Source organism: Saccharothrix sp. ST-888 (assembly GCF_000955975.1).
GTDB lineage: Bacteria > Actinomycetota > Actinomycetes > Streptomycetales > Streptomycetaceae > Kitasatospora.
Map to the genome: position 1 here is coordinate 199,170 of NZ_JYJF01000001.1, position 13,783 is coordinate 212,952.

Here is a 13,783-nt window from a genome sequence, read left to right on the forward strand (position 1 = left end):
CTGTGGGGCGGCGGGAGTGCGGAACCATTGAACCGGGCCGTCGAACGAGCCGTGCCGCCGGGCCGGTGCTCCGCGCCGGCGACCCGGTCCGCTGGACCGGCGGTTGGACTGGGCCGTTGGACTGTCGAAGCCGAGGTGAACCGCGCCAGCAATCACTGGCACGATTGGCAGGGTAGCCCGTGCCGACGGTTCTTGGAAGACGGCGGACCGCATCGGTTCGCCGCACCGCCGCCCTATGCTGAGCCGCGTGGCGGAGATCGAGAGCACAGGCAGCGGCACCCCGCGCGAGTACCGGGTCGGGGAACTCGCCGAGGCTGCCGGTATCACCACGCGCACCCTGCGCTTCTACCGCGAACGCAAGCTGCTGCCGCCGCCGCGCAAGGAGGGCAGGATCGCCTGGTACGGCGAGGAACACCTGGCCCGGCTGCGCATGATCGCCGAACTGCTGGAACGCGGACACACCCTCGGCGGCATCGCCGAGCTGATCGGCGCCGGCGAGAGCGGCCGGGACGTCGCGGAGCTGATCGGGCTGCAGGCCGCCATCACCGAGCCCTGGTCGGACGAGAGCCCGGTCCACCTCGGCTGGGCGGACCTGGCCGCCGCCTTCGGCGACCAGCTGACCGAGGCCAACACCGCCGATGCCATCGCCCAGGGCTACATCACCGTCCAGGACGACGGCATCGTGCACATCAGCCACCGCCTGATGGACGCCACCGTCTCCCTGGTCGAGGAGGGCGTACCGCTCTCCGCCGTGCTCGCCGCCAGCCGCAGGGCGCAGGACTACGCGGACGCCGTCGCCGAGGTCTTCACGGCGCTCATCAGGGACGAACTGCTCGGCGCCCTCAGCCACGCCGGGGACCTGGCGCCCGGCGAGGCGGCCCGGCTGACCGGGCAGATCCGACGCATCCGCCCGCTCGCCCGCACCGTCGCGGACGCCCAGTTCACCCTGGCCATGGACCGGCGGGTGCACGCCGAGTACGACGCACTGCTGCGCCGGGAGAGGTGCCAGGAGACATGCCGGGAGACCTGACCCGGCGCCGCGCGTCCGGGCCTCCCCAGGCGATCCCGGTGCGGCAAGTCCCGGGCGGGCGGTGACCGTTGGGCGGTCCTCCAAACCACGGCGGGCGGATCCCGGCGGCGTGCCGGGTGATCGCACGGTCCCGGCCCGTCGGCGCGCCCCGGTAGTTTCGAGGTCCGCCCGCAACCGGATCACCTGGACGGGCCGGTGGACGGGCGGCGGGCTGCTCCGACCGGCGTGGCCACGCTGGCCGTCGCGATCGGCGGCCTGGGCATCGCCGTCGCACCCCAACTGATCACCGCGTTCGGGCTGGTGGAGCGGACCGTCCCGGCCACCCGGCTCGGCGAGGCGATGGCGGCGCTGGTCGGCAGCATCACTCTGGCCCAGTCCGCGGGCACCCTGACAGCCGGCTGGGCCGCCGAACGGTCCGGGCCGGCTGGGCCGCCGAACGGTCCGGGCCGGCCGCACCGTTCCTGGTCACCTGCTCCGCCGCCGCGGCCGCCCTGTTGCTCGCCGCCCTGACCGCCACCGGACCGAGCTACCGAACGGCCTTGCGGCCAACGTCGGTTGGACACCAGGGGTGACGCCCCCCGGCGGGCCGGCCGTGCTCACAGCTCCAGCCGCCGGACCCGTTCCTCGTCGCAGGTGCGCGGGCAGGTGATGCAGGCCTCGGCCGGGCGGATCGCGTAGTAGAGGCAGCAGCCCAGGCGGGTCCTGGTCGGGTGGGTGCGGCCCGAAGTACCGTGCAGGAGACGGAAGTCGGCGGCGCCGGGGAAGGGCCGGGTGTCCCCCGGGAGGACCGCGCCGGCCACCCGGATCGCGTGCTCCTCCTCGCCGAGCATCCGGCCCAGGTACCAGATCCCGGAGAGCAGATCGTCCGCCGCCATCCCCCACAGCGCACGCTGCCCGCGCTTGACGTACGGCGCGAAGGCGTCCAGCAGCGGCCCGACGAACGCGGCGACGGCGTCCCGCAGTTCGGCCTCCCCGCCGAGGGCGCCGGTGGCCGGACGGACCGTCAGGCCACCGGTCGCGGCGTCGATCCAGCAGTCTCGTGCGCCCAGCCGGGGCACCTCGCCGGTCAGGTACCAGGGGCCGCTGAACAGCAGCGCGGCGGACCAGAGGAGGTGGTGCAGCAGCCGGGAGGCGGCGACGTGCGTGCGCGGGGCGCGCCCGTGCTCGGCCTCGATCCGGGCGGCCTCCGCGGCGACCAGCACCCGGACACCGCCATCCGACAGTCCGGCGACGCCCAGAAGTTCCCGACCGGGCATCGGCGCGGGCCGACCAGGCGTCAGGATGTCGACCCGGAGCGTCCCGCAGATGTCGACCACCCGCCGCAGGCTCGCGGCCGCACGGTCGGGCCCAGCGCCGGATCGGCCGCCGGACGGACCGTCGCACGCACGGTCGCGCGTCGCCGGCTGGAGCATTCCCACTCCTGACCTCCCGCCTGTCAATTAAGGTGAGCCTCACCTTATACACTGGCGTCGATCCTAGAAAAGCATTGCCTGCGCTTGACTTTCTTAGGCTTGCCTAACCTAAGATCTTTCCTGTGCTTACCACCGAACCGCCGGCGTCCACAGCCCCGGCACCACGGCACCGTGCCGCGCAGCGGAGTCTGCTGCTGCTCGCGGGTGTCGGCGTGCTGACGGTCTGTGCGGCGCTGAGCCTTGCCCTCGGGGCGCGAGCGATCCCGCTCTCGACCGTCGTCGACGCACTGTCGGGTCACGCCCACGGCAGTGACGCCGACGTGGTCACCGGTCTGCGCGTGCCGCGTACGGTGATCGGCCTGGTGGTCGGAGCCGCGCTCGGCGCGGCCGGAGCCGTCGCCCAGGGGGTGACCCGCAATCCGCTGGCGTCCCCGACCACGCTCGGCATCAACTCCGGAGCCGGCTTCGCCGTGGTCACCGCGATCTTCGTGCTGCACCTGACGCACCCGCTGCAGTACGTCTGGTTCGCCGTCCTCGGCGCGGCCGGCGCGGCCGTGCTGGCGTACTCGATGGCGCGCCGCTCGGGCGATCTCGACCCGGTCCGGCTGGCGCTCGGCGGCACGGTGCTCACCGCGGTCCTGCTGTCCTGGACCTCCACCCTGATGCTCGCCAGCCGCCGCACCCTGGACGAGGCCCGCTTCTGGCTGGCCGGTTCGCTGGCCGGCCGCAGCCTCGAAGTCCTCTACCAGGTCCTGCCGTTGATCGCGGTCGGGCTGCTGCTGGCCCTGCTCGTCTCCCCCGCGCTCAACGCGCTCGCCCTGGGCGACGACGCCGCTCAGTCGCTCGGCGTGCCGGTGGCGCGGATCCGGGTGGTCGGCGGATTCGCCGTCGTCCTGCTGGCCGCAGGCTCCGTGGCCGTCGCCGGGCCCGTCGTCTTCATCGGCCTGGCCGCTCCGCATCTGGTCCGGCCGCTGCTCGGCAACGACCACCGCTGGCTGGTGCCGGGCAGCCTGATCTGCGGTCCGATCCTGCTGCTGGCCGCCGATGTGCTGGGCCGGCTGGTGGCCCGCCCGTCCGAGATCGAGGTCGGCATCATCACGGCCTTCCTCGGCGCGCCGCTGCTCGCCGTGCTGGCCCGGAAGGTCGCCCGGTGAACGAGACGCTCCTGAAGGCCCCGTCGGCGCAGCCCCGTACCGCGCCCGCGACGCCGCCCGGCGGTGCCCTCACCCGGCAGCGGCGCCGGACCCTGCTGCTCTGCGCCGGCTTCGCCGTGGCCCTGGTGCTGCTCACCGGCCTCGCTCTGAGCACCGGTCAGGTCGAGATGCCGCTGATGGACGCGCTGCGCGCGCTGGTCGGTCTCGGCGATGCGGGTGACGTCCTGGTGGTGCAGGAGTTCCGTGCACCGCGCGTGCTGTCCGCGCTGATCGCGGGCGCCGGGCTGGCCGTCTCCGGTTCGCTGCTGCAACGGCTCTTCCGCAACCCGCTGGCCTCGCCCGACGTGATCGGCGTGACCGGCGGCGCCTCCTTCGGTGCCGTCGCCATGCTGGCCGCCGGGGCGAGCCAGCTGCTGATCCCGCTGGCCGCGCTCGGCGGCGGCATCCTCGCCGCGGCGCTGCTCGGCGCCTTCGCCTGGCGCTCCAGGATGGCGGTCACCCGGCTGGTGCTGGTCGGTCTCGCGGTGCAGTCCGGGCTGGCCGCGGCGGTCAACCTGATGATCGTCCGATTCCCGGCCGAGCTCGCCGACTCCGCGCTCCAGTGGACCACCGGGTCGCTGTACGGGCGGACCTGGACGGAGGTCCGGTTCGGCGGTGCGGCCATCGCCCTCGCCGTCGCCGCCGCCTTCCTGGCGCACCGTCGGCTCTCGGTGCTCGACCTCGGCGACGACTCGGCGGGCGGGCTCGGACTCGACCCCGACCGGGCCAGGCTCGGCCTGCTGCTGCTCGCCATCGTGCTGGCCTCGCTGTCGGCGGGGCTGAGCGGACCGGTCGCCTTCGTGGCGCTGGCCGTGCCGCACCTGGTGCGCCTCCTGGCCGGTCCGCCGACCCCCGGCACCCTGGCACTGACCGCCCTGGCGGGTGCGGTCCTGCTGCTGGGCGCCGACCACATCGTCCTGCACCTGCTGCCCGTCCAGGGTCTGCCCGTGGGCGCCGCCACCGCGACGCTCGGGGCGCCCTGGCTGCTCTTCCTGATGATCCGTCAGGGTCGGCTGCCCCAGAGGAGTGAGTCATGACCACCACCACCGCCGTGTCGACGTCCGCCGCCAACCAGCTGGCCGCCCGCGGGCTCGACCTGCGCTACGGCGACCGGACGGTGGTCAGCAGCCTCGACCTCGACCTGCCGGGCGGCGCGGTCACCGCGATCGTCGGTCCGAACGCCTGCGGCAAGTCGACGCTGCTGCGCGGCCTGGTCCGGCTGCTGGCGCCGTCCGCCGGCACGGTCACCCTGGACGGCTCCGACATCCACCGGATGTCCGCCCGGACGCTCGCCAAGCGGATGGGCCTGCTGCCGCAGCAGCCCGTCACCCCGGAGGCCATCACCGTGGAGTCGCTGGTGCGGCTCGGCCGCTACCCGCACCAGCGGATGCTCAGCCCCTGGTCGGCCGCCGATCAGACCGCCGTCGAGGACGCGCTGGCCCGGACCGGCACCGCCGAGCTCCGCGACCAGCCGGTGGACCGGCTCTCCGGCGGTCAGCGCCAGCGCGCCTGGATCGCGCTCGCCCTCGCCCAGGACACCGAACTGCTACTGCTGGACGAGCCGACCACCTTCCTGGACCTGCGGCACCAGCTCGAAGTGCTCGACCTGGTCGCCGATCTGCACGCCGAGGCCGGCCGCACGGTGGTCATGGTGCTGCACGACCTGGGCCAGGCCGCCCGGTACGCCGACCACCTGGTCGTCCTCAAGGACGGCCGCCCCGCCGCCACCGGGGCACCCGCCGACATCCTGACCGCCGAGCTGGTCGAGGAGGTCTTCCAGGTGCCCTGCCAGGTGATCCCCGACCCCGAGACCGGCACCCCCTTGGTCATCCCCCGCGCCAGAAAACGTATCTGACGATCACTCAGAAGAACATCCGGCCCGGCCCAGCCGCCACGCCGGCTGCTTCGCCCTGCCCGGGAACACCCGGAACCACCCCCGGGCACGCCCGCACACAGCTCGCCGTACCCCGTGAACACCCGGAACACCTCGCAAGGACTGATCATGACCCAGCGCTCCACCGCCACCGCGACCCGCCTGCGCAGACTGCCCGCCGCCGTCCTCACCGTGGCGCTCTCCACCACCCTGCTCGCGGCCTGCGGCAGCAACGGCCCCGAGGACACCAAGTCCGCCTCCGCGGGCTCCTCCCAGGCCGCCGGTGAGTCGAGTGCTGCCTTCCCGCGCAGCGTCAAGCACGCCATGGGCACCGCCCAGATCAAGAGCCGGCCGAAGCGGGTCGTGGTCCTGGACAGCGGCGAGCTGGACGACGTCACCCTGCTCGACATCACCCCGGTCGGCGCGGTCGCCCCGCACCTGAAGACCGAGGGCGGCTTCCCGGCCTATCTCAAGGGCAAGGTCGACGGCACCAAGGACGTCGGTCCGATGGGCGAGCCCAACCTCGAACTGATCGCCTCGCTCAAGCCGGACCTGATCCTGACCTCCAAAGTCCGCCACGAGAAGGTCTACGACAAGCTCGACGCCATCGCCCCGACCGTGCTGGCCGAGACCACCGGCCAGCCGTGGAAGGAGAACCTGGCCCTCTACGCCCAGGCCCTGGGCAAGGAGGCCGAGGCCAAGAAGGCGCTGGCCGACTACCAGGCCCGCGCCGCCAAGCTGGGCGAGGAGCTCAAGGCCAAGTACAACGGCACCATGCCGACCGCCTCGGTGGTCCGCTTCGTGGCCGGACCGACCCGGCTCTACCAGAAGGCCTCCTTCAGCGGTGTGGTGCTGAACGACATCGGCCTGCGCCGCCCGGCCTCCCAGGACGTCGACAAGGCGATGCTGGACGTCAGCCCCGAGCAGCTCAACCAGGCCGACGCCGACCTGGTCTTCGTCACCACCTCGGACGACCCGAGCAAGACGAAGGAGAGCGAGATGCAGCAGACCAGCGTCTGGCAGGGGCTGACCGCGGTGAGGAACAACAAGGTCTTCACCGTCCCGGACGAGACCTGGATGTCGGGCATCGGCGTCCAGGCCGCCGACGAGATGCTGGCCGACATCGCCAAGGCTGCCGGCGTGGACGCGCCGAAGTAGCACCCGCCCGAAGCAGGGCCCTCCGTGTGGGGGCGGGATCCACCGGACCGCCCCCACGCCTCCGTCCCACCACACCCGAGGACTCCTCCCCATGCGGTTGTATCTGCTCGCACTGAACCCCACCGACTCGGTCACCGAGGGCTTCCTGCCCGCCGCCGCCCGGCTCGGCCTCGACGTCACCGTGCTCACCGACAACGCGGAGACCCACCGGCGCGCCTACGCCGGCTCGGAGTTCGCACCCGAGGTGGTGCAGTGCGAGGTGCAGGACTTCCGCGAGGTGATCGGCACCATCTCGCAACGCCAGGTGCCCGACGCGGTGTTCAGCAACAGCGACCACCTGCAGACCCAGACCGCCCTGGCCGCCGAGTACTTCGGCCTGGCGGGCAAGGACTGGAAGGCCGCACTGCGCGCCAAGAACAAGGGCCAGCTGCGCCGCCACCTCGCCGCCACCGGCCTCGACACCGTCTGGTCGGCCGAGCTGGCGCCCGGTGCGAGTCCGGACGGGCTCGACGCGCCGTTCCCCTGCGTGGTCAAGCCCCGCGAGGGGGTCGCCAGCGAGGACGTCGTCCTGGTCCACGACGCCGCCGAACTCGCCCTGCGCTGCAAGGAGATCCAGCACCGCAGGCCCGAATCCGTGCTGGTGGTGGAGGAGTTCCTGATCGGCGAGCTGTGCACGCTGGAGACCCTCGGGGACCGGCGCACCCGGCACGTCCTCGGCGGCTTCCGCACCAGGCTCTCCCCGCCGCCGGACTTCATCGAGGAGATGCTCGTCTACGTCCCCGAGCACCCGCGGCCGGTGACCGAGCAGGTCCTCGCCCAGCTGGACGCCGTCGGCGTGGGCCTCGGCGCCTGCCACACCGAGTTCATCCTGCAGCCGGACGGCCGGGTCCGCCTGATCGAGGTCAACTACCGTGCCATCGGCGACGGTTGCGACCTGATGCTGGCGCACACCCTGCAGATCCCGTACTTCGAGCAGATCCTGCGCGCGCACCTCGGCCAGGAGCTGCCCGCCGACCTCGGCGTCCGGACCGACCTGCGGGCCCGCAACGAGGCCGTCTGCGCGGACCGGGCCGGCACCCTCACCGCCGCCCCCGGGCCGTTCGACCTGGACGCCGACGGGGTGCGGCTGTCCTACCGCCCCTCGCGGGCCGTCGGCGAGCGGCACGAGCACTACCGCACCAACCGGGACTTCCTCGGCGTGGTCTGGGCCGTGGGGCCGGACCAGGAGACCGTGGACGCGGCCGTCGCCCGGTTCATCGCCGACCACACCTGGGAGATCAAGCCGTGAGCGAGCAGGAGCAGTTGACGCTGCGGGTGCTGAGCGCCCTGCTGCGCGAGGACGTCCTCGGACTGCGCAGCGGCGGTCTGGTCGAGTCGCGTCCCGACGGACCGTGGCTGACCGACGGCGCCCTCGCGCTGCCGGTGGCCGAGGAGGGCTTCCAGAGCGAGTACGCCGTCCGGCTGCCGCTGCTGGAGGTCTACGGCACCCCGCTGACCGGGCTGGAGGAGATCCTGGCCGAACTGCGCGGCTTCGCCGATCCGCAGGACCGGGACGGCTACCTGGCCTTCGCCGAGGAGTGCCGCCAGACCCTGGACACCATGCGGCTGCACGGCAGTGCCCAGCCGGCCGTACTGGATGCCCTCGCCGACCGCTTCGGGGCCGACCCCGCGCACTGGGGCGGCCTCACGGCCACCCTGGGCTTCGACGCCCTGGCCGCCTACCTCGACCACCCGGTCTACCCCACCGCCCGCGGCCGGTCCGGCCTCGACGAGCGGCAACTGCGCTCGTACGCACCCGAGTTCGCCCCCTCCTTCGAGCTGCGCTGGCTCGCCGTGCCGGAGCGCGAACTGACCGTGGCGGGCCGCGGCCCGCTGCCCGCCTGGTGGCCCACCGCGGCCGACCTCGGCCTGAGCGGCGACTACCTGACCATCCCGGTGCACCCGCTGACCGTCGACGCCGAGCCGGAGAAGCTGCTGCCCGGCGCCGTACTGGCCGAGCGACCGTACCTGCGCGTGACGCCGACGCTGTCGATGCGGACCGTCGCCGTGGTCCAGGATCCCGCCTGCCACCTCAAACTGCCGCTCGCCACCGCCACCCTGGGCCTGCGCAACCGGCGCACCATCAAGCAGGGCGTGCTGGAGGACGGCGCTGCCGGGCAGCGCCTGCTGGAGGCGGTGATCGAGCGCGAGCCGCGCTTCGCCGGCCGCATCCTGCACGCCGACGAGCAGTGCTTCGCGCGGGCCGACCACGAACTGCTGGCCGTGCTGCTGCGCCGCTACCCGGCCGGGCTGGCGGAGTCCGTGACCGTCCCGCTGGCCGCCCTGCTGGCCACCGCGCCCGGCGGCCGGCTGGTGATCGACCACCTCGCCGACCGCTTCTACGGCGGCTCGATCCGGCAGCTGTACCGGGAGTTCCTGGAGCTGCTGCTCGACTGGCAGACCACGCTCTTCGGGTACGGCATCGCCCTGGAGTCCCACCAGCAGAACACCTCGCTGGTGCTGGACGAGAACGGTCTGCGGCTGCTCTACAAGGACAACGACGGCCCCCGGATCAACCCCGCCCGGCTCGGCGAACTCGGCGACTTCGCAGCGGAGTTCGACGACCCCCGGACCTTCGGCGAGGACGACCGCGCGCTCACCGACCTGTTCACCACCATCACCGGCCACCTCTGCACCGCCTCGCTCGCCTTCGGCCTGGCCGCGCACGGCCGGGTGCCACTGACGGAGACCCTGGACCTGCTGCGCACCGAACTCGACACCGCGATCCGGCGGATCGGCCCGGCCGGGTGGTCGCTGCGGGCCGCGCTGCTGGACGCCGACCGGCTGCCGGTCAAGGCGATGGTCACGGCGGGGAGCCTGCTGAGCAAGGAGCGCTCGGGCGCCCGGGACGTCAACAAGCACTACACCGACGGCCCCAACTACCTGCGGACCGTGGCCCGGTGACCACCATCGAGGCACCCGGCCGGCTCGTCGAGAGCCCGGCCGCCGCACGCGGACTGAGCCGCCGCCAGGTGCACGCCGTCGCGGCCTGCTACTTCGTCGCCTCCTTCGCCGCGCTGGGCCTGCCGCCGTACCTCACCGCGATCCTGCCCGCCCTCGGCGACCGCGAGGGCCACTGGGCCGGTGTGCTCTACATCGTGCCCACCGTCTTCAGCGCGCTCGGGGCGCCGCTCTGGGGCCGGCTGGCCGACCGGTTCGGCCGCAAGCGGCTGCTGCTGCGCGCCCAACTCGGGCTCACCGTCTCCTTCCTGCTCGCCGGGGCCGCGAACAGCCTGCCCGCCTTCACCGTGGCACTGGTCCTGCAGGGGTTCCTCGGCGGCACCTTCGCCGCCACCAACGGCTACCTCGCCGCCGCCCTGGAGGGCTCGCAGCTCTCCAGGGCGCTCACCCTGATGCAGGGCAGTGCCCGCGCCGCCCTGGTCGCCGCACCGATCCTGGTCGGCGCGCTCTCGCCGTGGCTCTCACCGCACCGGCAGTACCTGGTGATGGCGGTACTGCCGCTCGCCGCGGCCGGACTGCTGGCCCTGCTGCCGGAGCCGTCCCGGCCGGACCCGGTGGCGACCGCGAAGAGCGACACCCCGGGCGCGGGCGCGCAGGCGCCAGGACCGCTCCGGCTGCTCTACACCGTGGAGTTCGCCTTCGTCTTCTCCACCATCATCTCCTTCCCCTACCTGATCACCCTGGTCGAGCAGCGCCTCCCCGGCGTCAACGGCACCGTGGCCGGAGTGCTCTTCGCCCTGCCGCACCTGTGCTACCTGCTGTTCGCCGGCCGCGTCCACACCGCCCTCCTGGACCGGCCGAGGACCGGCGTCGCACTCGGGTTCTGCTTCGTCGCACTCGGCCTCGCCGCGCACGGCGTCGCCCACTCGCTGGCCGCCTTCGTGCTGGCCCGCGTGGTGCTCGGCGCCGGGCTCACCCTCGGCCTGGTCAGCCTCTCCGTGCTCGCCGCCGAAGCCGCCCACGGGCGGGCACCCGGCCGGATGTTCGGCACCCTCGAATTCGTCTCCAAGGGCGGCGCCGTCGCGGCCGGAGCGGTCGCGGCGGTGGCCAACAGCGCCTACGGCGCGGCTGCCCCGATCGTCACCGGCACCGTCGCCGCGATCGTCGCAGCCGCCCTCACCCTCCTCTTCCGTCGGAGCAACTGATGCCCTCTCGCCTGCACGCCGTCCAGCCCGTCGGCACACCACCGAGCGAACTGCCCACCGCAGCACACGCGGTGACCCACACCCTGCTCAACTGCCTGCTCCGCGAGGTCTCCGCCCCCGAGCACCAGACCGCGATCGCCGACGGCCACCTGCGGCTGCGGCTGCCCCGCCGGGGCGTGGTGCTGCGGATCGCGCTGCGCCGCACCTCGCTGATCGGCGCACACCGCTTCACCGGCCCCGCCTTCGAGGAGAACTCCGACGGCTGGCGCGAGCTGGACTGGCGCGAGCTGGCCGAACACGTCCAGGCCGAGCTGACCCTGCGCAGCGGCCTCGGCAACGAGGAGTTCCTGGAACAGCTCGCCTCCAGCCACGACGGGGTCGTCTCCTCGCTCGCCGGCCGCCGGGCGGCCGACACCGGCCACGGGGAGAGCGGCAGCGGCCACGGGAACAGCGGCACCGGCCGCTACCTGGAGTCGGAGCAGGCACTGCTGCTCGGCCACCGCTTCCACCCCGCACCGAAGGCCCGCTCGGCCCGCTCGGCCGGACCGGAGGCCTGGGACGCCTACGCGCCCGAGGCCCGCGCCGCCTTCCAGCTGCGCCACCTCGCCGTCCGCAGCCACCTGATCGCCCAGGACACCGCCGACCCGGCCGCGCTCGCCCTGCTGGACTCGCTCGCCACCGTCCCGGACGGCTACACCCTGCTGCCCGCCCACCCCTGGCAGTACGAGCTGCTGCGCGACAACCCGCTGCTCCGGGAGGCCCTTGAGCGCGGCGACATCCTGGACCTCGGCCTCGGCGGCGAGCCCTTCACCGCCACCGCCTCGGTCCGCACCCTGCACGGAGCCGGCGCGTTCCTCAAGTTCAGCCTGAACGTCCGGATCACCAACTGCCTGCGCAAGAACGCCGCCTACGAGCTCACCGGCGCCGTCGCGCTGACCCGGGTGCTGGCCGAACCGCTCGCCGAACTGGCCGACCGCTTCCCCGACTCGGCGATGCTGCGCGAGCCCGCCTTCCGTACGCTCGCACTGCCCGGCGCGGACGGCACCCCGGACCTCGCGCTCTTCGAGGGCTTCGGGCTGATCGTCCGCGAGGGCCTGGAGAACGTGCTGCGCCCCGGGGTCACCCCGCTGCTCGCGGCCGCCGTCGCCGACGAGTACCCGACCAGCTCGGCGCACATCTCGGTGCTGCTGGACGGTGCCGGACCGCAGGAGGCACTCGCGTGGTGGGGCGCCTACCTGCGGCTGGTGGTGCCGCCGGTGCTCGCCGCGTACTTCGACCACGGCGTGGTACTGGAGCCGCACCTGCAGAACGTGCTGCTCGGCGTGGACGCCGAAGGCCGCCCGGCCCAGGTGCTCTTCCGCGACCTGGAGGGCACCAAGCTGCTGCCCGAACGCAACGCCGGGCTGCTGGCGGCCCTGCCGCCGGAGGTCGCGCGGCCGATGAGCTACGACGCCCAGCGCGGCTGGGACCGGGTGGTCTACTGCCTGCTGGTCAACCACCTCTCCGAGATGCTGGCCGCCGTGGCCGACCAGCACCCGCCGCTGGAGGCCGAGTTGTGGCAGGAGGTCCGCCACGTGCTGGCCGAGCACGGCGATCGGCACGGCTGCCCGCCCAGGCTGGCCGCACTGCTGGCCGGTGTCCCGCTGCCCGCCAAGGCCAACCTGCTCACCCGCTGGGAGCGCCGCGCCGACCGCGCCGCCGGCTACGTCCCGCTGCCCTCACCGCTGGCCGAGGACCTGCTGGCCCAGGCCGCCCGCAGCTGGGACGGTGCCCGATGAGCGACCTCGCACTCGGACGCCTGGCAGACCTGACGGACAGTCATCTCCCCTGCTACCTCTACGACCTCGGCGTCCTGCGCGAGCACGCTGCGGCCGTGCGGGCCGCGCTGCCCGATGGGGTCGAGCTGTACTACGCGGCCAAGGCCAATCCGGAACCGCAGCTGCTGGCCGCACTGCGCGACGCGGTGGACGGCTACGAGGTGTCCTCCGGCGGCGAGCTGGCCCACGTCCGGCAGGCCGTACCGGACCGCCCGCTCGCCTTCGGCGGCCCCGGCAAGACCCCGGCCGAGATCGCCGAAGCACTGCGGATCGGCGTGCACCGCTGGCACGTGGAGAGCGAGCACGAGCTGCGGCAGCTCGCCGCCCGGGCCACCGGCCCGGTGGACGTCCTGCTCCGGGCGAACCTGGCGGTCCACTCCGACGCACTCGACGGCGTCGCGCTGGCGATGGGCGGCCGTCCCACCTCCTTCGGCCTGGACCCCGACCGGATCGCCGACTGCCTGCGCCTGCTGGCCGAACCCGGCTTCGAGCTGCTGCGCCTGCGCGGCATCCACGCGCACCTGGCCAGCGGACTTGACGCGGAGGACCAGCTGACCGTCGCCGAGCAGATCGTCGACTGGTCGGTGGACCTCGCCGCCCGGCACGGCCTGCCGATCACCGAGGTCAACGTCGGCGGCGGCATGGCCGTGGACTACGCCGACCCCACCGCCCGGTTCGACTGGACGGCCTTCGGCACCGGCCTCGCCAAGCTGCTGGCCCGCCACCCCGGGCTGACCCTGCGGATCGAGCCCGGCCGCGCGCTCACCGCGTACTGCGGCTGGTACGCGACCGAGGTGCTCGACGTGAAGCAGAGCCACGGCGAGGACTTCGCCATCGTCCGCGGCGGCACCCACCACCTGCGCACCCCGGCCACCCGGGGCCACAGCCAGCCCTTCACCGTCCTGCCGGTCACCGGCTGGCCGCACCCGTGGCCGCGCCCCGCCGTCGGCACCGGCCGCGCCACCCTCTCCGGCCAGCTCTGCACCCCGAAGGACGTGCTGGCCCAGCAGGCCCCCGTCGACCGGCTGCGGGCCGGGGACCGCGTCCTGTTCGCCATGGCGGGCGCCTACGCCTGGAACATCTCGCACCACGAGTTCCTGATGCACCCGCGACCGGACTTCCACTTCCTCGGGTAGCCGGACCGCACCCGGGCGC

12 protein-coding genes are annotated in these 13,783 nt (G+C 73.6%); 11 read left to right on the forward strand and 1 reads right to left on the reverse strand.

The genetic code is table 11. The features are described 5' to 3' along the window. Positions 1 to 247 precede the first annotated feature (247 nt). Entirely contained in the window at positions 248 to 1,030 is a 783-nt protein-coding gene (locus UK12_RS00855) for a MerR family transcriptional regulator (protein WP_197084438.1), read from the forward strand. Between the two features lie 195 nt (positions 1,031 to 1,225). Further along, positions 1,226 to 1,540, forward strand: coding sequence for a hypothetical protein (locus UK12_RS00860; protein WP_045298268.1), 315 nt, complete (start codon positions 1,226 to 1,228; stop codon positions 1,538 to 1,540). A gap of 86 nt (positions 1,541 to 1,626) precedes the next feature. On the opposite strand, the gene UK12_RS00865 is transcribed toward UK12_RS00860, so the two are convergent. After that, positions 1,627 to 2,346, reverse strand: a complete 720-nt coding sequence (locus UK12_RS00865) for a (2Fe-2S)-binding protein (RefSeq protein ID WP_197084439.1) — start codon at positions 2,344 to 2,346, stop codon at positions 1,627 to 1,629. Between the two features lie 218 nt (positions 2,347 to 2,564). Here UK12_RS00865 and UK12_RS00870 point away from each other — a divergent pair, with 218 nt between their 5' ends. The 9 genes from UK12_RS00870 (at position 2,565) to UK12_RS00910 (ending at position 13,764) form a co-directional block, all read left to right on the forward strand. Then, entirely contained in the window at positions 2,565 to 3,596 is a 1,032-nt protein-coding gene (locus tag UK12_RS00870) for a FecCD family ABC transporter permease (protein ID WP_045298270.1), read from the forward strand. Further along, positions 3,593 to 4,672, forward strand: a complete 1,080-nt coding sequence (locus UK12_RS00875) for a FecCD family ABC transporter permease (RefSeq protein ID WP_045298272.1) — start codon at positions 3,593 to 3,595, stop codon at positions 4,670 to 4,672. Before UK12_RS00870 ends, UK12_RS00875 begins: the two co-directional genes overlap by 4 nt. Further along, positions 4,669 to 5,490, forward strand: a complete 822-nt coding sequence (locus UK12_RS00880) for an ABC transporter ATP-binding protein (protein WP_045298274.1) — start codon at positions 4,669 to 4,671, stop codon at positions 5,488 to 5,490. Before UK12_RS00875 ends, UK12_RS00880 begins: the two co-directional genes overlap by 4 nt. 147 nt (positions 5,491 to 5,637) lie before the next feature. Then, on the forward strand, positions 5,638 to 6,666 hold the full coding sequence (locus UK12_RS00885; protein WP_045298276.1) for an ABC transporter substrate-binding protein: 1,029 nt from the start codon (positions 5,638 to 5,640) through the stop codon (positions 6,664 to 6,666). A gap of 91 nt (positions 6,667 to 6,757) precedes the next feature. Then, positions 6,758 to 7,954, forward strand: coding sequence for an ATP-grasp domain-containing protein (locus UK12_RS00890; protein WP_045298280.1), 1,197 nt, complete (start codon positions 6,758 to 6,760; stop codon positions 7,952 to 7,954). Next, positions 7,951 to 9,609 carry an IucA/IucC family protein gene (locus UK12_RS00895; protein ID WP_197084440.1) on the forward strand — a complete coding sequence of 553 codons (1,659 nt, stop codon included), beginning with the start codon at positions 7,951 to 7,953 and terminating at the stop codon, positions 9,607 to 9,609. Before UK12_RS00890 ends, UK12_RS00895 begins: the two co-directional genes overlap by 4 nt. After that, positions 9,606 to 10,811 (forward strand): MFS transporter, encoded by a 1,206-nt coding sequence (locus tag UK12_RS00900; RefSeq protein WP_082119184.1) that lies wholly within the window; start codon positions 9,606 to 9,608, stop codon positions 10,809 to 10,811. Before UK12_RS00895 ends, UK12_RS00900 begins: the two co-directional genes overlap by 4 nt. Beyond that, a complete protein-coding gene (locus UK12_RS00905) occupies positions 10,811 to 12,589 on the forward strand; it encodes an IucA/IucC family protein (RefSeq protein ID WP_045298282.1) in 1,779 nt (592 codons plus the stop codon). The genes UK12_RS00900 and UK12_RS00905 overlap by 1 nt, the downstream gene beginning before the upstream one ends. After that, entirely contained in the window at positions 12,586 to 13,764 is a 1,179-nt protein-coding gene (locus tag UK12_RS00910; protein ID WP_045298284.1) for a type III PLP-dependent enzyme, read from the forward strand. The genes UK12_RS00905 and UK12_RS00910 overlap by 4 nt, the downstream gene beginning before the upstream one ends. The last annotated feature ends 19 nt before the right edge of the window (positions 13,765 to 13,783 follow it).